This is a genomic window from Pseudoclavibacter soli DSM 23366, from assembly GCF_000423505.1.
In the GTDB taxonomy this organism is placed as follows: domain Bacteria; phylum Actinomycetota; class Actinomycetes; order Actinomycetales; family Microbacteriaceae; genus Pseudoclavibacter_A; species Pseudoclavibacter_A soli.
The window spans coordinates 1-22,730 of record NZ_AUIC01000006.1 but is presented as its reverse complement, the minus strand read 5'-3'; the positions used below and the strand labels follow the sequence as shown (position 1 = coordinate 22,730).

Below are 22,730 nucleotides of genomic sequence, written 5' to 3'. Positions count from 1 at the left end.
CACTGCCATGAGCGCATTCGATCCCACCCAGCACCCCCGCGGTAACGCCGGTCAGTTCTCGTCCAAGCCCCAGTCAGAAGCTGAGGTCGACCTCTTCGGTGGAGAGATCTCCGAGGCGGAGGCCCGGTTCTGCCGGTCCCACCCCGAACACCTGATGGTCACTGGTGTGCAGCGTCTGCGGGCCGGTCTGGTCGTGGTGAGTGCGCTGGACGCGGACGATCCCGACGTAGTGCATCGGTTCCACGTTTCAGATGAGGACTACAACGGCTTCGTGCGTTCTCCCGATGGGGTGCCGTTCATCGAACCGGATCACACCTTCGCTGATGTGGTGGCGCCGCCCTCATATCGGGGTGTGGACACGTCTGGGCTGGTTGGCGAGGACCTTGCGCGAGTCAACGAGGAACTGGACCGACCTCGGGCGGACCGCACCTCCCCGACTCTTCGCGAGATCGCGCAAGAGCATGGATTCACTGGGAAATTCGTCCACGCCGATGAGGCCACCGGTGAACGAACGTATTGGCTGGAGCAGCAGTGGGAGGAGGGCTCCCCCCTCGGGGCCTACTACCCCGTGAGCAGAGAACTCTGGGATGCCATTCCGGCGCCCGGCCGTGAGTGAGCCTGAACCAGCGCAGCCCACATAAGCTCCTATGAGCACCTTCGACCCCAACCAGCACCCCCGCGGGAACACCGTCACCGGCCACGCCGGACAATTCGCCGTCAAAGAGCAGACGAGCGCTGAGACCACGTTGGATGTCGGGCACGATGCCTATGCGGGCTACCTCAGTCAAGTCTGGGAAGACTACGGCGTCAACCTCTCTCCCGATCTCGCCGACCGCTTCATTCGAGAGCGGCTGCAGGACGATTTCCGAGACGCCCATGGTCAAGATGAGTTGGAGCGGGTGATGGATGTGCCGATCTCGCGTGTGCAGGGTGCGCTCGACATCCTGGCTGCGGACGTGTCCGAGAGGGACTCCAGCACCGACACACACGACAAGCGGCTGAGCCGTCGCCTCATCGGTGCACTGGAGCAGCAGCCGGTCGGAACACGCTTGGACTTCAAGAACGATCACCCCGACGGGCGCTGGCGCCCCCATTGGATTCTGCGTCCCGGCGAGCGGAAGTGGCAGCCCGCCGACTCACTCATCCCCAGCGATCTGGTTGCCGAGGGCATTGAGAGCGACTCATGGCTCGCAGCGGCCGGAGCGAGCACCAGCATTGATGAGGAAGAGGGCATCGGGCGACTGGAGCTCACCTCCACTGGTGCCGCTTCGGGGGTGTATGACTGGCCGAGTCGCGAAACTGTGGCCGATGCGGCCCCTCGACTGATTGCCCAGATGATCCGTCAGGATCAGAGGCGCGGCTTTGTCGAAGAGGAACCGGCAGCCGACCTCTACGCACACATCGACCCGTCAGTGTACCGAGATGAGGTCATCGATCAGCTGCACCTGGCTGACGCCGACGACCTCCCGGAGGGTCTCTGGGACGAGGTGCGCAACCAGCTCTGAGCAGCGGGCGTTCAGAGCGACCGGACAAGGTTGCTGGCGCTGTGCAGCAGCATGCACTCGTTCATTGTCTCCACTTCGCCGGGAGCCCGGCTCATGCGCTCCTGGGATAGTGCTAAGAGCGCATCTGACGCTTCCTGGAGGGCGCGAGCCCGTACCTCGCGGCACCATGCTTCAACGTCAGCCTGCGCCTGTTCACCAGTCTCACCGGCGCCTCTCCTGTACCTATCAATCAATGTCTGCGTGGTGATTGCCGACGTGCGCGCTTGTGCTGTCGACTCACGTTCTCGCTGTCCCCGTCTGCCCATGATGCACCTCCCTGACCCTCCTTGGCCTTCGGCTTAGAGAGGGCTATGCGAGCGGTGCACGTCGCATGTCTCTCGAAGGGGTGCACCCCCTACGCATAAGTGTTCGTTGATACGACAACCCTGTGCACCTACCCGGCGCACAGGCCAAGCGAGGAGAACACATGTCCACCAGACCACACGCGCTACGGGCTGCAGCGGCTTTTACCGGAGCACTTGCCCTCTTCGGCTTGTCACTGCCCGTTGCGGCCAGTGCTGAGAGCCTAGACGTTCCTGACTCGGGCTATCTGACCATCCACTCTCTTCAGCAAGGAGACACAGATCTTGGCGAGGCAGATGGATCGCTAATCGAGGATCTCAACGGCGCCACCCCCATTGACGGTGTCTCCTACGACATTCACAAGGTGACCGGCGTTGATCTGACGACGAACAGCGGCTGGCAGCAGGCAGCTTTGAATGAGACCAACTTCGTTGCAGGGGATACAAGCACGTACCCTGCAGTCGACACCAGTGCTTCCGTGTACCTCTACGACGAGGAAGAGCCGGTCGTGACGGTCACCACCCATATCAACGAAGAGGGCACAGACTCAAGCGTGAGCGTCTGGGGCGAAACCGGTCAGTATCTGGTGACGCCATCGCCACTCACCGCGGACCAGATCGCGGCAGGCTACTGGCTTGCTGAGCCTTTCCTGGTGACAATTCCCATGCCCGGTGAGAACCAGAGCGTCTATTTCGGCTCCAACGAGGGCGAGATCAATGTGTCCACATGGAACACCGACATCCACGTCTATCCGAAGAACGAGCGTGCGGGCCTGTCGCTGGCTATCTCCGATACCACGAGCACCGATCGGCGCGAGAATATCAACTACACATTCACCGCAGCTTTGCCGGTGGGTGGTACTGACGCCTACAAAATCGTGGATGTGCTGGACAAACAGCTCATCAATGTCTACCCCGAGACAGTCACAATCGACGGTACGGAGCTCGAGCAAGGGGTCGACTGGGAGTACACCAACGTTGAGAATGGCGACGGCACACACACTGTGACGATCTCTCTTCTTGCCCCGGGTCTGGAGCTCGCTAAGAACTCGACAACTCACACGCTTACGGCGTCAGTCTCAGCTACTGCGATCACAGACAACGACGGTGACATCTCCACAAACCTCGATGACGTCAACAACTCATCAATCCTGAACTCCGGTGTTCTGTACGCCAGCCAAAGCGCTATCGATGCGGGCACACCCGCATCGTCGAACGAGGTGGAGTACCGGCGAGGCAGCCTGACTGTGAATAAGGTCGATGGTTCCGGCAAGCCGATTACTAGTGACGGGGCCGAGTTCGCCATCTTTGCCAGCAAGGAAGACGCGGTCACTGCATCGCGGGATGTGAGCTGGAACACCGTACTTAGCCGCAGTCTGGCTGTGGATCTCACCAGTGGTTACCATCCCGGTTTGCTGGACGACTCGATTACGGGTTTTGATGAAGGCTTTGGCACTGTAGACGGTACTGCGACGCTTACTGGTCTGACTGCCAGTGACTTCGCTAACGGCTCCCCCGTCACCGCCGGAACCTGCCAAGATTACTGCACTGTTCCTGAGCTGACGTACTGGCTCGTGGAAACCAAGGCGCCCGACGGCTACGTACTCCAGGCCGAGCCCGTTGAGGTGGAAATCGCCGGTGGTGAGACCACGACGGTCACCATCACAAACTACACCTCGGGTGGGACTCTGCCGCTCACTGGCGGTGCCGGCACATGGCTGCTCATCGCATCTGGGCTTGGCGTAGCAGCGATCGGTGCCGGGCTGCTGATTCGTGCACAGCGCCGCGCTCACATCGGCTGACGCATAAGCGCATGGGCGGCGACAAGGGGCACTCGCGTCAACACCGTCGAGTGCCCCTTCCCCGTGCAGCAGCAGCCGGCGCCATACTCCTCATTGGGCTGCTCATGGCGACTTACCCAGCTACAGCCGACTGGTTTGCACAGCGAGAACACCGTTCGGCAAGTCTCGCCTACCAGCAGACAGTCGCTCAACTGCCGGAAGGCGAGCGCTCTGACGTGCTCGAAGCCGCCGAAGACTACAACCGATCTAAGGGCGCTCGTTCGTTGGCGGACCCTTTCGGAGACGACTCGGCGAGTGAGTCTGTTCAGCAGTACATTGATCAGCTCAATGTCGGCTCTGACTCGCCAATGGCTCAGTTGACGATGCCAGAATTGAACATCGACCTCCCGATATACCACGGAGTGTCCGATACCGTCCTGCGCACCGGTATTGGACATCTGCCCGGATCCGACCTGCCAGTCGGTGGAACGGGAACTCGATCGGTTCTGACAAGCCATTCCGGACTGCAATCAGCCGCGCTGTTCACCCCGCTGCACCACGCGACGGTCGGGATGACGATACAGATCAGCACATTCGGACGGGTGCTCACCTACAAAGTCACCGACATTCAAACGATCGACCCAGATCGTATCGACCTTTTGGAAGCCGACCCGAACCAAGACATGATCAGCCTGATTACCTGCACCCCGATCGGCATCAATACTCAGCGCCTCGTCGTCAATGCGGAGCGGGTGGCTACTACTGATGACGCAACCACACTGGACGTCCCCGAGGTGTCCTTCCCATGGTGGTTGGTCATCGATCTGATCGGTGCCACTGCAGTAGTCCTGACAGCCGCTCGCATAGCCATACATGACAGGAGGAACTTTGCCAGACTCAACACTCCAACCGGGGCTGACAATACTGCTCCCCTGTCTGAACGAGCGACGCACCGTCGCTCGAACCGTCTACCGCGCCGTGGACGGCCTGGCAGGGATCGAAGGTATCACCGAAGTGCTCGTCGCGGACGACGCCTCAACTGACGACAGCGCGGTGCTTGCACTCGAAGCTGGAGCCCGTGTGGTCACGCTAGATCGGGATACACAGCACGGGTATGGCGCTGCTATACGTTACGGCCTAGAACACGTCCGTACGAATCGGGTGATCATCGCTGATGCAGACGACACATACCCAGTCGGCGATCAAGAGACAATACGTCGGTTCTTGGCTGATATGACTGAGGACAGCTTTGTCGTCGGCAATCGGTGGGCTCACGGCACCGGGTCGCGCGGCCCCCTACTCAACAGAATCGGGACCAGCATTCTGAGCGCCTTCGGTCGGACAATAGCCAAGGTCGATGTACGCGACTTCCATTGCGGTATGAGAGGTGGATACACAGAGACGGTGCGCAGGCTCGGTCGCGGCTCCACCGGCTTTGAATGGGCGTCAACGAGCATCCTTGACGCAGCAGATATGGGACTCCGTTTTGTGCAGCCACCAGTTCGTCTGAAGACACCGCTGGCAGGACGTTCGAGTCACATACGCCCCGTCAAAGATGCGGTTCGCCATATAGATGCAATAGCAGCCCATGAACGGATGTGGTGGCATGCAACACCTCCGCAGACCTGAATTGTGGACCTTCGTCACGGTGCTCATATTCGGAGGCATACTCGCGCTGATGATCCCTCCTGCATACGGGCAGGACGAACCAGTCCACATGATGAGAATTTGGCAGATCGCCCACGGGCAGTCTGTGGGCCATGACGTATCCGGCAGCGATGCATTCGAAAGCCTCTTCGGTTTTAGCACGGGCCCGGCATGGGGCGGCGCAACAGAGCTGTCAGTCATTCGGTTGATCAAGGCCGTCCATCTATATCCGCTCTCGTGGTCACAGATGGTTCCGAGCGAACATGCCTCCCAAATTGACTGGAGCGCGGTATGGTCCCTGCCCTCACACGAGGCGGTCGTTGACGCTGGTTTTTACAACGTCGCCATATACTCACCGATCGCATATCTACCGCAGACGTTCACCGTTATGACTGGCACTGCAATTGGACTTCCGGTGGTTGCAATCGTCTACCTCGCTCGATTGGCCGGCGTCATCTTCTCAGCCGGCGCAGCGGCATTGTCCGTCAGGCTCGCAGGCGGCGCCTCAGCTACGGTGCTCGCCGTCATCGCCTGTCTTCCAGTGACTGTCGCTCAGAGCGCGGTGTTGGGAGCAGACGCTGTGGTGAATTCACTGGCGCTGTTGAGTGTAGCTTTAGTCATTAGGTCGATCAGAGCCGAGTCGGATGCTCATGCCTGGAATGCGTCAGTCTGGGCAGGTGTCGCCCTCACCGCGTTGGTGCTGTCAAAATCGGCGTATGCGCCTTTGACCGCGCTGCTCATAGTAGTTCCTCTCGCGCGGCGAGCACGATCAAGGACGTGGGTCTGGTTGAGCGTTTCGGGGGCTGCGCTGGCAGTATTGCCGGCCGTGCTCTGGCAGACAGTGGTCAACGCCGGCGCACCGAACGCCTATCAGGGTGAGGTGGGGTTGCACCAGAAGCTCGACCGGCTGGTAAACGACCCACTCGGCGTGTTGACTGCATCCGTCCGGACGTGGATCGATCCACTCAGTCTCCAGCAGATCGGTGAGCAATTTGCCGGATCCGCGATGTGGAACAGCGTCCGAGCCCCACTGTGGACTCTTGTGGTGCTCGGTCTTCTGCTCGGCGTGAGCTATGGCCTCCACACAGTGACACACAGCTTTCCCCTCCCTGCGAGCGTAGCTGTAGCAGGGATCGCCATAGCAACACTGGGGATCGTCACCCTTTCCATGTACATTGCCTTCGCCCCAGTAGACGCGGAGATCGTCACGGGTGTGCAGGGCAGGTATCTGATTCCCATTGCAGCTCTTACGGCACTGCCTGTTGTGTTTCGCTCACAGCGAGGGTCATCTATGGTGATCGCTCTCACAGGTGTTGCTGCGCTGACAGCTGCATTCACTGCGGAGGTCGCCTACACCCTCTAGTGCGCCAGCGCACATCCACTCCCATGAGCACTTCGTTTGACCCAACAGAGCATCCCCGAGGCAGCGCTGGCCGGTTCGCGACCAAACCCCAGAGTCGAGCTGAAGTCAAAATCGCTGCCGGTCTGCGTTCGGAAGAGGCACAGGCCACAGCCACCAATCGCACTATCGTGACTCGCAGCGCGGACTGGGCAAGGCAGCTGATGTCCGATTTACCGGGGGCACGGTACGCCTTCGTTGATGACAGCGACCAGCTCAGCATCCGTGGTGCGAAAGACACCCCGCTCGGCTCGACAGAGAATCCGTGGTCAGATGACGACATCGCCCGCCTCGAGCGAGCTGGGCTTGCAGACCGCCGCGACGAAGGTGGCTATCGACTCTACTTATCGGCCGCGGTGCACCTGGACGAGACATACCAAGCCGGGCATTGACCGACGAGCCTAAGCCAGTGGGATCTTGACAAACGAGTCATACAGGCTGGCGAGATTGCCGGGCTTTGCTCTGAACTGGTTGCGTCGTTTGAAACGCCACTGTCCGGTGCTTCCCATGAGCGTGGCGGACGTACCGGGGTCGTAGAAGACGTCACCGCGACACAGACCATCGAGGAACAGTCCGAAACGCGTACCTTCAGCGACCCATATCTCGTCTTTGAGGCGCAACCTGTTGTTCGCGCGATCGAGCTCCACCGGCAGATAACAGGTTGACGCATGCTTCGTCTTCCAATGATCGAGCAGCTTCGAAAAGCTCCAGGAGGCGAGAACGTTTTGACCGGGTCCTAACAGCTCCACGTGCCCTTGCGCATCGAATGTCTGAGCGTCGGTGAATCCGCTGAGCTGCAGGAGTGTCGGGGTTGGTTTCGCGTTGACGATCCCGACCTGGTGCGCGCCGGTGAAGTACCACTTGGTGCCGAACGGCTGCGACGCGCTTGACTTCTGCTCCGGGACACGATGCCCCACAGCAAGCATGAATGAGAGCAGCCCTGTTTGCCCGTCCGTCAAGTACATGCCGCCGTCAGGCTCGGGGGTCAGCAGCGTCAACGGGCTGCCTGCACCTGAGCCTGACGCACTTACATGCGATTTGAGCTCCCAGCCTTCGAAATCTGGTTCCGCCCGCCCATTCGGGCGCACCCCGAATGCTGCTTCAATCGTATAGCCGTGGGCGTTCTGCGCGTTATAGGAGATGACTGAACCATCCGGGAGCATTCGCGTGAGCGGCAACCACCCGCGGCCTCTGATCTCGCTCGCTCGTGAGATCAGAGATCTACGCGGATCCGCTGAGGCCGGCTCAGCTTGCCCGATGCTCCAGAGCCGAAATCCACCCTCGGCCGGTGTGGCCAGTTCCCAGACCGCTTCCGCGGCACGAGCCTCCGGTGGCAAGACGATCGCGAACACGCTGTTCGACGGGCATGTGTCGCCCTCCTCGGCGGCAAGACCAAGGATGAGGATTCGCCCCTCGTCTTTGCCACGCGCATCCGGGCTCATCAGGAAAGCCGGCGATTCCGGGCACCCTTTCAGGAACCCGGACAGGCGCACTTCCGGGTACTGGGGATAGTAGATCACTTTGGTGCTGGGCGCTGGCACTGTGACGGATGAATCTGGTACCAGCCAGCTCAGAGCCACCGGCGCTTGGAACTTCGGTTTCGTTGGTCCGCCGTGCTTGGATGAGGTTGATTCGGATGCGCTCAAAGGTCCGATGGGCAGTCCATTGAGCTCAGTGAGGTCTTTGCCGACGTAGATCTGGTTCTTGGAGTTGTGGTTCTGACTCAGCCGTTTCACGATTGCACGGTCACAGCCGAGGTCTGCGAGACGGTCTCGAATGCCGTCAACCGTCAAGTCGTTCAGCCACCGCCCATAATCGATGTCGGGTATCCGCCCCATAGTTCGCCCCTCGAAGACCCATTCGTGTCAGACGCCTGCCGTACACTCATGTCTGCGCTCAGCAGGTCCGACGATTCTATCCGCTCGAGCGACGCGCCCAGCGCCCGCCTGGCATATGTGTCATCTTCGCGACATAATGTCCTAATGGATTCCCCAATTGCGCCAGCGGATGAGACTCTCGCCCTCCTTGAAGATCTACACAAGTCCTATTCGCTCGAGTGGATAGCTGAACAGCTTGGTGTGCAGACGCGAACGGTGCAGCGCTGGCTCAGCGGAAACCCACCGCAGCGCCCGTATCTCGTCACTGCTCTTCGACAGCTGGCTCAGGCGCCGATGGGGAAGGTGGACTCCCCCGCTTTCGACACCATTGATCTATTCGCTGGCATTGGCGGGATTCGCAGTGCTTTCGAGGCCTCAGGCGGTCAGTGCGTCATGACGAGCGAGTGGAACAAGTGGTCGGAGAAGACCTACCGTGCGAACTTCCCTCTCGCTGGAAACGATACCGACCCCTTCATCGGCGACATCACCACATACTCCGAAGACGAGGTGCCGAACCACGACGTATTGCTGGCGGGTTTCCCCTGTCAGCCGTTCTCGATCGCCGGCGTGAGTAAAAAGAACGCGTTGGGAAGACCGACCGGCTTCAAAGACAAGACCCAAGGGACACTGTTCTTCGACGTTGCTCGCATCATCGCCGCTAAACGCCCAGCAGCTTTCCTGCTGGAGAATGTGAAGAATCTCAAGTCGCACGACCGGGGGCGCACATTCGAGGTGATCAGACAGACGTTGACTGAGGAGCTCGGCTACGATCTGCACGAACGAGTCATCGATGGCGGCGCGTTCGTGCCGCAGCACCGGGAACGCATCATGCTTGTCGGGTTTCGAGAACCGCGACCCGACTTCAGCTTCGACGACATGGTGTTCCCCGAGCACAAACCCGTCATGCGAGACATTCTGCACCGCACTGACGGCACCGAACCACGGTTGCCGTGGGACGGGGATCGCTTTTTCGACCACGAGTCGCAGAAAGTGCAGGACAAATACACGCTCACGCCCCGCTTGTGGGAGTACCTGCAAAACTACGCGGCAAAGCACCGAGCCGCAGGCAATGGCTTCGGCTACGGGCTGGTCGGTCCGGACGATCGTTCACGGACGCTATCCGCTCGGTACTACAAGGACGGCTCCGAAATTCTCGTCGCCCAAGGGTTCGGTGAACGCCCCCGAAGGCTTACCCCGCGCGAGTGTGCACGGCTCATGGGGTTCCCCGACAGTTTTCGCATCCCCGTTTCCGACACACAGGCCTACCGACAGTTCGGCAACTCCGTAGTGGTTCCCATGATCGCCGAGGTCGCCCGCATCATGCGGCCTCACGTGCTCGCCATTATGCGGCATCAACACGAAGAATAGGCCGTCCGCGCACAGCCTCCCTGACGAGGGAGGCTCATATGACCGATCAGCTGATTCCAGGCGCCTATTACCGCTACACCCCCAAAGACCGGCACTGCCGCGAGGGCATCGCCTGCGCTCACACCTACCGCGACACTGGCGAAGCCTATCTGGTGGACACATTCTGGGGCGCGGAGGGAGACCCGAGCCTGAGCTGCATCAACGAGCACGAGGCGAAGACTGCACAGCTGTTCTTCGATCCGGACGCAGGCTGGCATATACCCACGCACGACGAAGACACCAGTGAGTTCGAGAGTTCCGACATCCGGGTTGTGACGTGGCAACACGGGCTGCGTTCCATGACTTTTGTTCGTGACGGTGCCACTGCGTCCGATCGAGTGCGCGTGGAGAATGCTGTGGCAGCAGTCGAGCAGGCTCGTGCGGCACTCTCTTCGGCACAGTCTCAGCTGAAATGGGCGGAGGACGACCTTGCTCGACTCAGTCTGGAAATCAACCAATTCGAGCACGCCGAAGCGTTGGTGGCTGAGGCCATCGGGTCGGAGGATTTCTCAGACCCAGTGATGCGCAGATGGCTGATCAATACGGATTCGCACATCTTTGACGCAATCTCCCGCCGCATCTGGGATCAGCATGCCGAACGTCTCGTGTACGTCCAATTGGACGTGTTGCTGCATCTGGACGGCTGGCACTGGTACCTCACGGGGTACACGGTTCCAAGCGGGCAGGTATACGCTGCGTACACCGGTCGCGCTGGGGTGAGTACCGTGCACTCAATCTGGAGCGCAGAAATCCCCGCCGTCACCGAAGACGCACCAGCACTGCCAGTGAGCGGCTCCGTGGCCCGGGACATCGCGGTTGCTGCGTTCACCCACCGGCTGCAGACAAATGAGACCAAAGACGTTGGAAACGCGAGTTAATCTCGTCACAGTGCAGCCCACATACGCTCCCATGAGCACCTTCGACCCCACCCAGCACCCGCGCGGCAACACTCTCACCGGTCACGCCGGGCAATTTGCCACCAAAGAGCAGACGGGGGCCGAGTTTGGTCTGGAGGCACTGCCGACTGGACATCAGCAGCTTTCCGCAGAAACCATCGCGCCGCTTGCGAACCTGTTCGACATCGACCCGGCTTCGGTGGAGATCGACATCGACACCAGTGCTCGCCGTACCGACGACGGACGTCTCGAGGTGCATGCAACCGTCCAGCCGCGCTGGCTGACTTCGGCAGATGGAGACCCAATCCTGCTGGCTCGGCGCGTCCTGTTTTTGGCGGGGCTGGCGCACGCTGTGAATCGGGCGAACGACAGCAGCTCACATCCGGACTCATGAGCAGCTTCGACCCCACCCAGCATCCGCGCGGTAACACCCTCACCGGCCACGCCGGCCAGTTCGCGACCAAGGAGCAGACGAACCCCGAGATTGGTCTGGACTTCCTTTCCGAAGAGCGCGCAGAGCTCGGTCGCCGGGGCCGTGACCGCATGAGCCACCTGCAGCGCATCTATCCGGCATGGCACACCGCCGAAGATTTTGACGGCCCGGAAGACTACGCGACCGCCTGCGCGAACGCTGAGAATGCCTTCGAGCCGCTCGAGGAGTTCTATGTCGGCGAGGTGCTGAGCATGTATGACGATGACGAGCTGCACGCGGGTGTAGTGGAGACGCTGCGAGCTGTGTTCTACGTTGATCGGCCGAGCGACCACCGTCTCGACGCCGGTGAGATCACCGAGCGCGAGTGGGTGGAGTTGACAGCACAGCAGGATATCGAAGACGGCGAAGATCAAGTGGTCTTCGATCAGATCGTCAGCCAGTGGCATGAGCTCGATGAAGGTCGCGCATAGAGCGGCACAGCCCGGTGCAGATGATGCGTCAACCGTGCTTGACAAATGGGCCGCGGCCACCGCGACCTGCGTATGTGGGCACAAAACGAAACACGACCCCAGCCAGCGCACCTTCACTATCAGGACAGAACAGACTGGTACCAGCACGCTCTCGAAGTGGCTGGAGAGCAGGACGCCTGATGTCTCCGCGCACAAGGGACGGCATGAACACAACAGCCGCACCAGATGCACTCATCACCCTCGTCGACACCCTGCAGTCCCAGATGCGCAGTGCCGGCCTGCACGCGGGCGACGCGCTCGTCGTGAGCCCAGACAGCTCTGGCAGCCTGCGCCCGGAGAGGCTCGTCGACCGGAGCGGCAACACACTAGACACCGCGGATGCTTTCACCGGGGAATGGCCCGCGGGACTCACTTCTGCGGAACTGATCGAGGCCGGGTTCGACAGCTTCGACGCTGAGAGCTATCGGCTGCGGCTGACCAGTGACTGGCCCTCTTCAAGGCTGGCTGAAGCCGCGCGGGGCGCCGATGAGATGTGGGATATCTGGGGTACCACCCTAGATATCGCCGGGGAGCGTGAGTACAGTGACGCCGAGGCCGTGGCCGCCATACGCTATGTGCTTGCAATGCGTATCAACGACGCCGAGGTCTATTCGGCATGTGTCGACTTTGCTCATGGAGCCGAGTTTGACACCGAAGAGATCGGCGCTGAGCTCGCTCGAATGTTCCGCTGGAACCCCAACAACCCGGTGTACAGCGCACTCGTGACCTTTTTCACACAGGGGCTGTAGCAGCCCACATGGGGTTCTATGAGCACATTCGACCCCACACAGCATCCGCGCGGCAACAGCGTCACCGGTCACGCCGGTCAGTTCGCGACTAAGCAGCAGACGAGCGCTGACGTGACACTCGAGACCCCGGCGGTGCGGTTCGCGCCGAATCATACTGACGTCAAAGCAGCCCAGCTGCTCGCGTGGCAGACTCGCCGCAACGCTGCGATTGTCAACTGGGCAGACAACGCCCGCCGAATCATCGCTGAGCACCCTGCAGCCGAGAGCATCCGTGTCCATATGGGCGAGCTGAATGACATCTCAGCCTTTGCCGACGTCCTCGACGGAGACGGCAACGAGATCGCCGAGGACGTCTACCTGAATATTCGAGAATTCGACTTCGACGACCTCGAAGCTTTCGACATCCTTGATCGGGACAGCAGTACGGTTGACCTCGCTCAACTCAGTCGGTTGGATGCAGCAGCGCAGTACGCACTCAACCCAGTCAACCGGGCGTTTCATGCGCAGGCCGAAGCGACCAAGCGGGACCTCCAGAATTTCACCGGTAAGCTGCGCGAAACCTACCCTGGCGCAGCCTCCGTTGGCATCACCGCCGACTTGGACGGAAGCGATTATGTGCGCATCAAAGACGTGCGCGGTGCCAACGACGAGGTAATCGGCACGTTCGACGAAACATCTGAATTCACGTACCAGTGGGACGAGATGTTTGACGCCCGTGAACAGTCCATCTCCGGCGCCGGGTACAAGGTGCGACCGACGGACGACGGCGGTGTGGTCGTCGAACTGCCCGCCTCCGCATAAGTGTCTAACAGACTCAGGAAAGGGACTATCTTGTCGACACGCACCCGATTCATTGCCGCTGCCGCACTCGCCGCCGTCCTCACTAGCGGGCTCGGCGCACTCCCGGCCACGGCTGCCACCGCGGCCGGGTCATTCGGCTCAGCTGAGGCCACAGCCTCCACGGTCGATGCCACTGAGATCTCGTCGCTGGCAATCTATCAGGGTGTCGGCGGCATCGTCAGCGGCACACCGAATGGCAGGGTGTACATCATTGGTGACGGGGACAGCCCCTACAGCTTCACCGTCCTCCTGGACGAGGAAGGTAACGGCAAATTCTCCACGTCGATGCGCGCCGGCGACCACTTCACTGCTAAAGCCGGCGAATCTGCCGATGCCGAGGTTCTCTTCGAGGGCGAAGTTCTCCCCGCCAGTGACCTGCAGGGCTATTCTTTCGGCACCCCCGAATTCAAGACCGGCAAGGGTCTGACTGTCGCGACCACCGGCTACACCGCTGCGCAATTCAACCGGAGCGGTTGGGTGAAACCTGCCTCTGATGGGGAGTGGACTTTGGACATCAGTTCTGTATTGAGCAGTTACGGCAAAGACAGCGGTTATGGCTATAACGTCCTCAAGCTGACCCCGTTTGATGGCGATACGTTCTCCAGCAGCTTCTATGGGGATCCGATCTCCTATACGATCCCCACACCCGGGGCCACGTCCGAGGCGATCACTGTGGATGACGAGCCGACCCCGTGGAGTGGCCTGAAGGTTACACGAGCACAAGGTTCAGATATCAGCGCAGCGGTCGCGACTTGGACGCACAACGGTATCGAGTACAAAGAGGTGCTGACTTTCTCGGAGAATATCAACTCCACGTCCCTGTACTCCCAGGTCCTGCCGGAAAAGGGAGACGTGGTCACCGTGGTCGGATACACGAACGCATGGCAGGCCACCGCACCCGTAACAGTGACGATCAACACCGACACTTACGACCAGCTTGCGGCAACGATAAATGCCGATGGTTCCGGGAAGGTCAGCGTCCCCGGTGAATACTCGATCAGTGTGGGGAAGATCGACCCCGACTCGAGCGACTGGCCGAATAACAGCGCCACATGGACGACCAACTCCGACGGTTCTTGGGACAGCCTCGCAAACATGGCCGACCAACCCTTCGCATCCGCATTCAAAGAACTCAAGCAAGGTGACCGGATCCTCATTCGACTGTATGCTAAGAACGCCGAGGGCTCGACCTTCAAGCGTTCCTACCAGCTCGAATACGGCGTCGGTCTTGTCCAGCCGTCGATTCGAGGCGGCGGAGTTGAACAGCCGGAACGTGTGGACAGCACTGGTTCCGTCGATGCTGGGCTGCTCAGGTACTCCTACGACTCTTCAGGGACACTGGTGATCTTCGGTAACGCGTACCGGGATCTCACCGCGGATGAGCTCATTTCGGGTGGCTGGGAGTACCGCGTTGACGGCGGCGAATGGCTCAGGACATCTCATAGCCGGTCGCTCAGTCTAAGCTTCTTCTACCCCGACATCGTAGCAGGCCAGGTCATCGAGCTCCGATACACGGACGGCTACGGCAATCAGGTGCTGCGGCAGATCACCGTGCCCGATGACGAGGTGAAGATCGTGGACGGCAGCACACTGAGCATCGACCCGATCAATGCCGGTGACACTCAGGTGACTGTTCGCGGAATCCCTGGGTACGTCTATGTCTGGAACCAATTTGATGCCAGCGGGAACAAAGTCGACAGCTTCTGGGGAATCATCAACTCAGCCGAAGATGAGGCTAATGGCAGTGGCGCGGCAGGAACCGACACCATCTACCTAGATGGCAAGGCACATTCCGCTGCGATCGATGGCGACATCTGGCAGGTGCAAGCTACCAACGTAAGCTTCGGCGTGGCCAGCTATAAGGCTGGTGAGACCCCACTCATCCAGCGCATCGTCGGGGCCGAAGACCAGACTGAAGTTCCCGAGACCCCCGAGACCCCCGAGACGGATGACTCGACCGCCCCGGACGACGAGACTACACCGGTCGCGGAAACAAACGATACGGCTGATGACACGGGCACCCCAGAGGTCAGTTCGCAGGACTCGTCAACTGGTGAGCTTGCCCGAACGGGTGTTGGTGACGAGTCCTCGGCGATCATCGCCGCTGGGGGCGCCGCGATGCTTCTGGGAAGCGCCATCATCGTGGCCCGGCGGAGGGCCTGAGCGATTGGGCCGGCGCTCTGCTCCAAAAGGTGGGGCCAGCCCACATGCGGCTCTATGAGCAGCTTCGACCCCGCCCAGCACCCGCGCGGTAACGCCTCCACCGGGCAGGCCGGACAATTCGCCACCAAGCAGCAAGCCCCCGCAGAGGTCTCCCTATACCCACAGCTGGCCACTACCCGACGGATACCGAAAGCGAACGATGTTGTGGTGTGGGAAGGAGAGCCCTGCCGACTCATCGGACGCTCGGCTGAGACCGCCGCAGAGGTGAGCGTCCGCACCGGTTCCCCAGAGAGCCCTGCCCAGAGCGGTCAGCGAGGTGAGCTCGAAAGAGCTGGGCTGGTTCCGCCGCGCGCTGCTCGAACCGACGGCTGGCATGCGCAATCTAAAGTGGACGGACGCCTGCTCCGACTGCCAGCAGGCAAGCACGACGTGGTGGTCGATGAACCCCCTCCCCTGTTCGACCTCTGACGCGCAGCCCACATCCGTTCCCATGAGCAGCTTCGACCCCACACAGCACCCACGAGGGAACGTCTCCACCGGTCACGCCGGCCAGTTCGCCATCAAGCAGCAGACAGGCGCTGAGGTGAGCCTTGGCACGACGCCACGTCGAACCGGCCTCGAGATGCTGAAAACGGAGCAGCTCAATCGCGCGGAACGCCAGCTGTTCAACGCAGCCGTCTTCGAAGAGGAAGATCCGGATTTCCCCAGTATCGTGCGGATGCGTGTGAGCGCCAATCACGGCGATCGGAAGGGTTTCTCCGGCATGCTCACGAACAAGCTCCGGTGGCGCTCTGACGCGGAGGCGAACCGACGGATGCTCACCGGCCAGCAGGAGCGGAAAGTGACCGTTCTAACCACAGGTCGGGCCGGCGACATTCGAATCATCGAAGGCCGTGCGATGAACCTGCAGGGCAAGGACTACCTTGTGCTGAAAGGCTCCAAGTCGAAGGCGTATACGGTCGATCAGTTAGACGTGATCGACGTCCGCGACGGTTACGATGCCGACCATATGGAGACCATTGTCCGACGCACCGCAGAGACTCTGCCAGCCACTCGCAGGGCCGACGTCGACGGCATACCGCTTGAGGGGGAACCCGGTACGGATGATGTCAACGCGGTGTTCGTCTACAACGGCCCCGACTTCGGCGACGGCCCCGCACGCGGATCCGTCATCTACGCGACTGACATCACACCAGACGGTGACGACCCGATCATCAACGGCGCGTTCGTCTTCCCGCCCGGAACCGGACTGACCAGCGAACACGGTTCCATCCGGCTCTCGGATCTGCAATGCCACGGTGGCCGAATCGACGTACCAGTGCAATCCCCACGAACCTTCGCCGATGCGCTTCGCACTGGCGACGACGTGACCGACGGCATCGCAAACGTGAGCGAGCTGTACTAACTGGGCAGCCCACATCCACGCGTATGAGCACATTCGACCCCACCCAGCACCCCCGCGGTAACGCCAGCACCGGTCATGCCGGCCAGTTCACCACAAAGCAGCAGACCAATGCGGACATAGCCCTTCTGCACAACCTTCCCGAGGACATTGGCGAGCGTGAACGTCTCGCCCGTGACCCTGAGACATCGCCCAACGTACTGGACGAGCTGTCTCTCGATGATTCCCCGAAGGTCCGTTCTCAAGTTGCCTCGAACCCATCGGCTGACGGTCGTATCCTCAGTCGTCTTGCCGGAGAGCGCAAGACCAGCATTCGAGCAGCGGTCGCCGGCCACAGAAACACCAACTCGGACACCCTGAGTCGCCTTGCCCGCGATAAATCAGCACTCGTTCGATGGTTTGTCGCGAGGCACCCGAACACACCAGAAGAAGACCTCCAGCTGCTCAGCACTGACGAGGACAAGAAGGTGAGCTATGAGGTCCGCAGCAATCCGAGCTATAGCGGGGAATCTCGATGAGCACATTCGACCCCACTCAGCACCCGCGCGGTAACGCCACCACCGGGCACGCCGGCCAGTTCGCGACCAAGCAGCAGACCAGCTCCGATGTGAGTCTCTCGCCCGAAATGACCGGAGGCACCGGAACGTGGTCGCCCGAAAACATCGAACGAGCAGCCCGAACGATCACCCTCTTCGACGGTGTCGACTCGGTGGACTTCGCACGCGGTGTGAAGAAGATCACCCAGAACGGCCGCGAATATGAGGCGCTCGAGGGGCGCCTGCAGTACAAGGGGCACCCCTTCGACATCGAAGTCATTGAGCGGATGGGCACGGGATCCGGTACCGGGTACATCACTGTCAAGAATGCCGACCAGAAACAGATCGCGCACTCGACATACTGGATCCCCCGCAACCTATCCCCACGCGATACCGTCTTCCCGAATACACGGGGGGATCTCGGCAACAACATCGAAGGCACCCTGCTGTCGGTGGACATCACCGCAAGGCTCCGGCACAGCCCGAATAACGCCGATGCGTGGGCTCGAACACGCATGGACGTTCACACCACGGGCGGCAAAGCATGGGTGTCTCTGCCCGGTGAGACGCTCGGGAACACCAGCCTCTACTATCACGGCGGTCGGAAATGGCGAGGCTATGGCGGCATCGCCTTTGGAGACCAGGCTGCTCAGCGAGAGAGCGTGATCCGCGGGCTCGGGCGCGGAAGCGCCACCCGTGGACGCAAGATGCTCCGCGAGCTCGATCAGGTCATGAAGGAGGCACAAGCCACACACGACCACGAGTACCCGCCCACGCCTGAACAGCTGAAGCGACGCAAGAAGGCCTGAGCGCTCGCAGCGACCAGCGCTGTCCTGAGCCGGGCGAGCAGCCCACATCCACACGCATGAGCACCTTCGACCCCACACAGCATCCCCGCGGGAACACCCTCACTGGTCATGCCGGCCAGTTCGCGACCAGGCAGTAGACGAACCCAGATGTCAAGCTCACGGAAGGCCCGAACTCCTATATTCCGGAGGCGCTCAACACGTACATCAGCGAGGTGATCGGCCACGAGGACTTTGCCCCATACGTCCTCGACGGGCAGACTTCCAAGGCTGACGGCGAAGATGACTGGTACGACGTCATCACAGTGGAGGACGGCGCCGACGGCGAGAAGGTGACCAAGTTCGCCATGGATCCCGAGGGCACCATCACCCATCGAGCGCTGTCCTGAGCCGGGCGCGCAGCCCACATCCACTCCCATGAGCACCTTCGACCCCACACAGCATCCCCGCGGGAACACCCTCACTGGTCATGCCGGCCAGTTCGCGACCAAGCAGCAGACGGGCGCAGAGATCGATCTCGGCACCGAGCTGTTGTCCGAGATCACCGAACGCTTCCTCAACGATCCGGCACCGACCTCGAAGATGACGTACCACGGACATTTCCTCTGTCGCGCCGACTGGGGGCCCGGGCTCGCATTCCTCCCAGCGGACAAAGACACCACCACCGCCCGGCCGGAGGACTTTCTCGTCACCACTGGTGGAGCGGAGCAGTTCGTCGACGGCGAGGGCGCACCGCGAAAGGTCGACACCAGCAGTGATGACCGCTACCGCTTCGTCGGTGCTGTCGATGACTCGCCGGTCGTGCGTCTGCGAGAGCAGATCTGGCGAGCCAGCGACGAGTCCTATCACTGCCAGGTACTGTTCGACGAGGCCAATGAGCGCATCTGGAGGGACCTGCCAGACAATCGTGACGTGGACTCCTGCGACCGGAAAGACTTCGCCTTAACCGCTACCGGAGCCGGCCCGGCACTGTCAATCTGGGGCTCCAACGCAGACGGCTCACGCCCGTTCCGCATCCTCGTCACCCAAGACGGCACCGTCCATGCCCGGGGCGATGGTTCGCAGAAGCAGCGTCGTTATGAGAAGACGGTCGCGGACCATGCGGAAGACGTGCAGCAGCTGGTCTCCCGGATCGACCCTCTGCTTGAAGCTGGTCAGCGGGAGCGGCATCTGAAAGAACAGCTCAGGCTCCAGACTGGCGAGTATTACACCTGTTGACCGCCCAGCCCACATCCACGCGCATGAGCACATTCGACCCCACACAGCACCCCCGAGGGAATGCAGTCACCGGGCACGCCGGACAGTTCGCCATCAAGCAGCAGACGGGCGCCGAGACCACCCTCTCTGCGCCCGATTTCAGCTTCATCACGCATCGTGACCATGGAAAGTACGCCCAATTTGTTGCGGATGCCCGCCGAGCGGCCCGTGCAGCGGCTGTGTCAGAAGCGGCAGAGAACGCTGCGCGCACCGTCACCGCCCATCCGGATGCTCGGAGTATCCGTGTCCACACCACTGAGGACGGAGGTGTGAGCTCGTGGGTTGAAGTCCGCGACGCATCCGGTTCCGTCCTTGCTGAAGAGTTTGACTGGGACTGGACTGAAACAGACCCCGAGACGCTCGCCGACTGGGATGTGATCTCCAAGTGGGATGACGACGGTTCGGGCTCCCTCGAACACGGGGAGATCGACCTTGCCGAATTGTCGGATCTCTACACCGCGGTGCGCACTGAGAACTCGTCCTCGAGTCTGGCAGCCGAATACGACAAGCGGGCGAATCAGGAGGGGGTCGAAGTTTTCCGCAAGCTGCTGAGGGAGGAGTACCCGGACGTTGCCACCGTTGAACTTGAATCTGACGGCGGTGACAACAATGATGGGATTGATCGCTTCACCGTTGTCCGTGCTCTCGATGTGGACGGCCAGCCCGTGGACCTCGAGTATTCGGACCCGGACGGACTTTACGATGAGCTGAATGACGCCCTCTGGGACAACCTGTACTCCACCCGCGTGGAGGATGCCTACCAGTTCCTCACCGATAAACCGCCTGCAGGTGCCACCAGCACCGGCAATTACTACATTCGTGCGCAGGAGCAGCAATGACCTTCGACCCCAGCCAGCACCCGCGCGGTAACGCCCTCACCGGCCATGCGGGGCAGTTCGCTGCGAAAGCACAAAGCGTGCCCGAAGCTCATCTGGACGCTGCCACACGCCTCGTTGATGTGCTCGGCAGTGGACAGTACGACGTTGTCAGAACACGAATCTCCGGCGGGGCGGACCACCCCGGTGTCACTCCGGCTCTGCTCATCCGAGATACTGAGGGGCGACGGCACTATGTGTTCACCAGTGACACCGGCGAACTCCAATTCAGCAGCCCGAGCGGCACCACCCCGCCCGAGCTGAAAGCCAACGTGGTTGCGAACGCTGCCCTCGTCCGCTTCGAGCTCGACTCCCCCACCGGCGTCGCCGTCGGGAAATGGGACGGCATCACCACCGCGGCAGGGGCATTCGGCACCCCCGACGAGGCGAGACTCTACGCTCAGGGGGTACTTGTCCTACTCGAAACCGGGCAGATGCAAGAGCGCCCTGAGGCCAGAGACACCGTGGAGCAGATCGCCGACGCTCTTGACGTCTACGACGACTACACCCCGGGCACCACACTGAAACGGATGCAGCTGAGCGCCAGACGCAAGGCGAACCATTGGGTGTGCAGTATGGTGCTCGGCAGTGAGAACGTCCATGTGCGCGACGTCGACCGCGTCTCCAAGCAATGGGCCGCCGCACGCGATGCCGGAATCTCCGGTGTTGCCTTCGTCGACAGCTATGAGGGCGGGAAGAACCGCACGATCGCCTGAGCCGCCGCCCACATCCACTCCCATGAGCACCTTCGACCCCAACCAGCACCCCCGCGGTAACGCCCTCACCGGACATGCCGGCCAATTCGCCACCAAGCAGCAGACAGGCGCCGAAATAGGTCTGGATACCGCCCCCAGGAAGCTCACTTACGAGAGCATTCGCAGCGCCTTTGCCGCAGGTGATTACGCAGCTGGTGCGGATGCAATCACGGCTCTGCGCGCCAAGCCTCAGGAGAAGATGGTCGGCATGCTGATCGCCGATGCCATCCAGATGCATCAGCAGGGCTTCCTCGCCAATGTCGCGGAGCCGGACGGCACCACGTATGGGGATCGGATTCCCGTGAATTCAGGCGATGCTCTGGAACAGCTTGGCGACGCCTTCGAACGCGGCGACCTCCCGCGTGCCAATGAGCTCGAACGCAACCTCCGCGCTCGGGAGCCCTCTGTGGTGGTCGACGAAGCACTGGAGCACGCCATCCGGCGCGGTATCAACGGAGACGCTCCCGGGGAGGCACAGACACGGCACATCGGAGCCGGAATCGTACGTGTCGGGGACCGAGAATTCAGAGATCCGCGCCTGTTCCCGCCACAGGGGCCACCGACGGCGATGCGGCTCGAATTCGACCGGGACATCAGTGACGCGGAGGCGGAACGGATTGCTCAGCTGGTCGGGTACCAGTATCGGAGCACCATCGTGGGCGATCCCATCGAAGCCAGCCGGGACACCAGCCGCAGCCTCGTGATCGAGGCAGACACGGGTACCTCGAAGGTCGCTGACAGGGCGCAAGCCCTCGAAAATTTCCAGAACGGGCTTGCAGGCACCATCAGTTCGGGCTCACCCTTGCGCACCACGAACAGAGCGGGCGCAGGCACCCAAGGCACACGTCTGATCGAAGGTGTCGGCGGTATTGGCGTCAACCTCTTCTGGCACGAGCCCGAAGCCTGACGCATATAGGTGGTGTAGGCGGGCACTCCGCTGACTGAGGAGGCCTTGTGGCTCTGGACAACCCCGTTCTCTCGAACAACGCATACTTCAATGGCAAGGCGCCCGCCGTCGGCGAGACCGCCACTGCCCAGCAGCTGCGCGACCTCTACGACCGCCCAGCCGCCGCCGAGCCAGTGCAGGCGCAACCCGCTGCTGCAGGCCAGCAGACACGCCCCCTGGCAGACTCAGCCGACCGCCTCACCTACGACGGCGTGATCGTCAAGTCGTTCACCCTGTTTGGCGTTCTCATCGCGGGTGCGGTCATCGGCTGGATGATCCCCGCACTTCTTGTGCCCGGCATGATCGTCGGCCTGGTGCTCGGTCTCGTCAACTCGTTCAAGAAGCAGCCCTCTGTGCCGCTGATTCTGCTCTACGGCGCAGCCGAGGGCGTGTTCATCGGTGCCATTTCGGGCGTATTCGAGAGCATCTACCCCGGTGTTGTCGTGCAGGCAGTCATCGCCACCTTCTCGGTGTTCGGCGTGACGCTCGCGCTGTTCGCCAGCGGCAAGGTGCGCGCCTCGGCTCGCGGCGCCAAGATCCTCATGATCGCCATGGTCGGCTACATGGTGTTCAGCCTGATCAACGTCGGCATGATGCTTTTCGGCG

General features: G+C 61.3%; 25 protein-coding genes. 24 read left to right on the top strand and 1 reads right to left on the bottom strand.

What is annotated here, in order from left to right; all coding sequences use genetic code 11:
* The first annotated feature begins 7 nt into the window (after window positions 1-7).
* The 7 genes from G557_RS0106395 (at window position 8) to G557_RS0106365 (ending at window position 7,065) form a co-directional block, all read left to right on the top strand.
* Complete coding sequence (locus tag G557_RS0106395; protein WP_028245391.1) at window positions 8-616, top strand: hypothetical protein; 609 nt, start codon at window positions 8-10, stop codon at window positions 614-616.
* A gap of 31 nt (window positions 617-647) precedes the next feature.
* Complete coding sequence (locus tag G557_RS0106390) at window positions 648-1,505, top strand: hypothetical protein (protein WP_028245390.1); 858 nt, start codon at window positions 648-650, stop codon at window positions 1,503-1,505.
* Between the two features lie 466 nt (window positions 1,506-1,971).
* Window positions 1,972-3,648 carry a SpaH/EbpB family LPXTG-anchored major pilin gene (locus G557_RS0106380; RefSeq protein WP_036961707.1) on the top strand — a complete coding sequence of 559 codons (1,677 nt, stop codon included), beginning with the start codon at window positions 1,972-1,974 and terminating at the stop codon, window positions 3,646-3,648.
* Window positions 3,561-4,670, top strand: coding sequence for a class C sortase (locus G557_RS13350; RefSeq protein WP_084627051.1), 1,110 nt, complete (start codon window positions 3,561-3,563; stop codon window positions 4,668-4,670). The genes G557_RS0106380 and G557_RS13350 overlap by 88 nt, the downstream gene beginning before the upstream one ends.
* The gene (locus G557_RS14440; protein WP_425414037.1) at window positions 4,606-5,256 is read left to right on the top strand and encodes a glycosyltransferase family 2 protein; all 651 of its coding nucleotides are present in this window, start codon (window positions 4,606-4,608) and stop codon (window positions 5,254-5,256) included. Before G557_RS13350 ends, G557_RS14440 begins: the two co-directional genes overlap by 65 nt.
* On the top strand, window positions 5,234-6,637 hold the full coding sequence (locus tag G557_RS0106370) for a DUF2142 domain-containing protein (protein WP_028245387.1): 1,404 nt from the start codon (window positions 5,234-5,236) through the stop codon (window positions 6,635-6,637). Before G557_RS14440 ends, G557_RS0106370 begins: the two co-directional genes overlap by 23 nt.
* A gap of 23 nt (window positions 6,638-6,660) precedes the next feature.
* Entirely contained in the window at window positions 6,661-7,065 is a 405-nt protein-coding gene (locus G557_RS0106365) for a hypothetical protein (protein ID WP_028245386.1), read from the top strand.
* Between the two features lie 9 nt (window positions 7,066-7,074).
* Here G557_RS0106365 and G557_RS0106360 read toward each other — a convergent pair whose 3' ends face one another.
* Window positions 7,075-8,466 (bottom strand): MvaI/BcnI family restriction endonuclease, encoded by a 1,392-nt coding sequence (locus tag G557_RS0106360; RefSeq protein WP_211220533.1) that lies wholly within the window; start codon window positions 8,464-8,466, stop codon window positions 7,075-7,077.
* Window positions 8,467-8,655: 189 nt separating this feature from the next.
* Between G557_RS0106360 and dcm the strand changes: the two genes are divergently transcribed.
* From dcm to G557_RS0106275, 17 genes are all read left to right on the top strand, one after another.
* Window positions 8,656-9,918: a DNA (cytosine-5-)-methyltransferase gene (gene dcm / locus G557_RS0106355; protein WP_028245384.1), complete on the top strand. Its 1,263-nt coding sequence runs from the start codon at window positions 8,656-8,658 to the stop codon at window positions 9,916-9,918.
* Window positions 9,919-9,956: 38 nt separating this feature from the next.
* Window positions 9,957-10,835: a hypothetical protein gene (locus G557_RS0106350; protein WP_028245383.1), complete on the top strand. Its 879-nt coding sequence runs from the start codon at window positions 9,957-9,959 to the stop codon at window positions 10,833-10,835.
* Between the two features lie 31 nt (window positions 10,836-10,866).
* Window positions 10,867-11,247, top strand: coding sequence for a hypothetical protein (locus G557_RS0106345; protein WP_028245382.1), 381 nt, complete (start codon window positions 10,867-10,869; stop codon window positions 11,245-11,247).
* The gene (locus G557_RS0106340; RefSeq protein ID WP_028245381.1) at window positions 11,244-11,756 is read left to right on the top strand and encodes a hypothetical protein; all 513 of its coding nucleotides are present in this window, start codon (window positions 11,244-11,246) and stop codon (window positions 11,754-11,756) included. Before G557_RS0106345 ends, G557_RS0106340 begins: the two co-directional genes overlap by 4 nt.
* A gap of 203 nt (window positions 11,757-11,959) precedes the next feature.
* The gene (locus tag G557_RS0106335; protein WP_028245380.1) at window positions 11,960-12,544 is read left to right on the top strand and encodes a hypothetical protein; all 585 of its coding nucleotides are present in this window, start codon (window positions 11,960-11,962) and stop codon (window positions 12,542-12,544) included.
* Between the two features lie 18 nt (window positions 12,545-12,562).
* Window positions 12,563-13,345, top strand: coding sequence for a hypothetical protein (locus G557_RS0106330; protein ID WP_028245379.1), 783 nt, complete (start codon window positions 12,563-12,565; stop codon window positions 13,343-13,345).
* A 30-nt stretch (window positions 13,346-13,375) separates the two neighbouring features.
* Entirely contained in the window at window positions 13,376-15,547 is a 2,172-nt protein-coding gene (locus G557_RS0106325; RefSeq protein WP_028245378.1) for an LPXTG cell wall anchor domain-containing protein, read from the top strand.
* A 54-nt stretch (window positions 15,548-15,601) separates the two neighbouring features.
* Window positions 15,602-16,015, top strand: a complete 414-nt coding sequence (locus G557_RS0106320; RefSeq protein ID WP_028245377.1) for a hypothetical protein — start codon at window positions 15,602-15,604, stop codon at window positions 16,013-16,015.
* Window positions 16,016-16,037: 22 nt separating this feature from the next.
* Entirely contained in the window at window positions 16,038-16,952 is a 915-nt protein-coding gene (locus G557_RS0106315; protein ID WP_028245376.1) for a hypothetical protein, read from the top strand.
* A 23-nt stretch (window positions 16,953-16,975) separates the two neighbouring features.
* On the top strand, window positions 16,976-17,467 hold the full coding sequence (locus G557_RS0106310) for a variant leucine-rich repeat-containing protein (protein WP_028245375.1): 492 nt from the start codon (window positions 16,976-16,978) through the stop codon (window positions 17,465-17,467).
* Entirely contained in the window at window positions 17,464-18,294 is an 831-nt protein-coding gene (locus G557_RS0106305; protein WP_028245374.1) for a hypothetical protein, read from the top strand. The genes G557_RS0106310 and G557_RS0106305 overlap by 4 nt, the downstream gene beginning before the upstream one ends.
* Window positions 18,295-18,506: 212 nt before the next feature.
* Entirely contained in the window at window positions 18,507-18,680 is a 174-nt protein-coding gene (locus G557_RS13940) for a hypothetical protein (protein WP_156877098.1), read from the top strand.
* Between the two features lie 28 nt (window positions 18,681-18,708).
* Complete coding sequence (locus tag G557_RS0106295; protein ID WP_028245373.1) at window positions 18,709-19,509, top strand: hypothetical protein; 801 nt, start codon at window positions 18,709-18,711, stop codon at window positions 19,507-19,509.
* A 23-nt stretch (window positions 19,510-19,532) separates the two neighbouring features.
* Complete coding sequence (locus tag G557_RS0106290; protein ID WP_028245372.1) at window positions 19,533-20,387, top strand: hypothetical protein; 855 nt, start codon at window positions 19,533-19,535, stop codon at window positions 20,385-20,387.
* Window positions 20,384-21,139, top strand: a complete 756-nt coding sequence (locus tag G557_RS0106285) for a hypothetical protein (protein ID WP_028245371.1) — start codon at window positions 20,384-20,386, stop codon at window positions 21,137-21,139. Before G557_RS0106290 ends, G557_RS0106285 begins: the two co-directional genes overlap by 4 nt.
* A 22-nt stretch (window positions 21,140-21,161) precedes the next feature.
* Window positions 21,162-22,085: a hypothetical protein gene (locus G557_RS0106280; protein ID WP_028245370.1), complete on the top strand. Its 924-nt coding sequence runs from the start codon at window positions 21,162-21,164 to the stop codon at window positions 22,083-22,085.
* 47 nt (window positions 22,086-22,132) lie between these two features.
* Window positions 22,133-22,730: Bax inhibitor-1/YccA family protein (locus tag G557_RS0106275; RefSeq protein WP_028245369.1), on the top strand; the 598-nt coding region annotated here is incomplete at its 3' end.

Excerpts from the sequence above, each read along its gene's own strand:
- G557_RS0106395 (WP_028245391.1), top strand. The coding sequence starts at position 8 with ATGAGCGCATTCGATCCCACCCAGCACCCCCGCGGTAACGCCGGTCAG.
- G557_RS0106390 (WP_028245390.1), top strand. The coding sequence starts at position 648 with ATGAGCACCTTCGACCCCAACCAGCACCCCCGCGGGAACACCGTCACC.
- G557_RS0106380 (WP_036961707.1), top strand. The coding sequence starts at position 1,972 with ATGTCCACCAGACCACACGCGCTACGGGCTGCAGCGGCTTTTACCGGA.
- G557_RS13350 (WP_084627051.1), top strand. The coding sequence starts at position 3,561 with ATGGCTGCTCATCGCATCTGGGCTTGGCGTAGCAGCGATCGGTGCCGG.
- G557_RS0106370 (WP_028245387.1), top strand. The coding sequence starts at position 5,234 with ATGCAACACCTCCGCAGACCTGAATTGTGGACCTTCGTCACGGTGCTC.
- G557_RS0106365 (WP_028245386.1), top strand. The coding sequence starts at position 6,661 with ATGAGCACTTCGTTTGACCCAACAGAGCATCCCCGAGGCAGCGCTGGC.
- dcm (WP_028245384.1), top strand. The coding sequence starts at position 8,656 with ATGGATTCCCCAATTGCGCCAGCGGATGAGACTCTCGCCCTCCTTGAA.
- G557_RS0106350 (WP_028245383.1), top strand. The coding sequence starts at position 9,957 with ATGACCGATCAGCTGATTCCAGGCGCCTATTACCGCTACACCCCCAAA.
- G557_RS0106345 (WP_028245382.1), top strand. The coding sequence starts at position 10,867 with ATGAGCACCTTCGACCCCACCCAGCACCCGCGCGGCAACACTCTCACC.
- G557_RS0106340 (WP_028245381.1), top strand. The coding sequence starts at position 11,244 with ATGAGCAGCTTCGACCCCACCCAGCATCCGCGCGGTAACACCCTCACC.
- G557_RS0106335 (WP_028245380.1), top strand. The coding sequence starts at position 11,960 with ATGAACACAACAGCCGCACCAGATGCACTCATCACCCTCGTCGACACC.
- G557_RS0106330 (WP_028245379.1), top strand. The coding sequence starts at position 12,563 with ATGAGCACATTCGACCCCACACAGCATCCGCGCGGCAACAGCGTCACC.
- G557_RS0106320 (WP_028245377.1), top strand. The coding sequence starts at position 15,602 with ATGAGCAGCTTCGACCCCGCCCAGCACCCGCGCGGTAACGCCTCCACC.
- G557_RS0106315 (WP_028245376.1), top strand. The coding sequence starts at position 16,038 with ATGAGCAGCTTCGACCCCACACAGCACCCACGAGGGAACGTCTCCACC.
- G557_RS0106310 (WP_028245375.1), top strand. The coding sequence starts at position 16,976 with ATGAGCACATTCGACCCCACCCAGCACCCCCGCGGTAACGCCAGCACC.
- G557_RS0106305 (WP_028245374.1), top strand. The coding sequence starts at position 17,464 with ATGAGCACATTCGACCCCACTCAGCACCCGCGCGGTAACGCCACCACC.
- G557_RS0106295 (WP_028245373.1), top strand. The coding sequence starts at position 18,709 with ATGAGCACCTTCGACCCCACACAGCATCCCCGCGGGAACACCCTCACT.
- G557_RS0106290 (WP_028245372.1), top strand. The coding sequence starts at position 19,533 with ATGAGCACATTCGACCCCACACAGCACCCCCGAGGGAATGCAGTCACC.
- G557_RS0106285 (WP_028245371.1), top strand. The coding sequence starts at position 20,384 with ATGACCTTCGACCCCAGCCAGCACCCGCGCGGTAACGCCCTCACCGGC.
- G557_RS0106280 (WP_028245370.1), top strand. The coding sequence starts at position 21,162 with ATGAGCACCTTCGACCCCAACCAGCACCCCCGCGGTAACGCCCTCACC.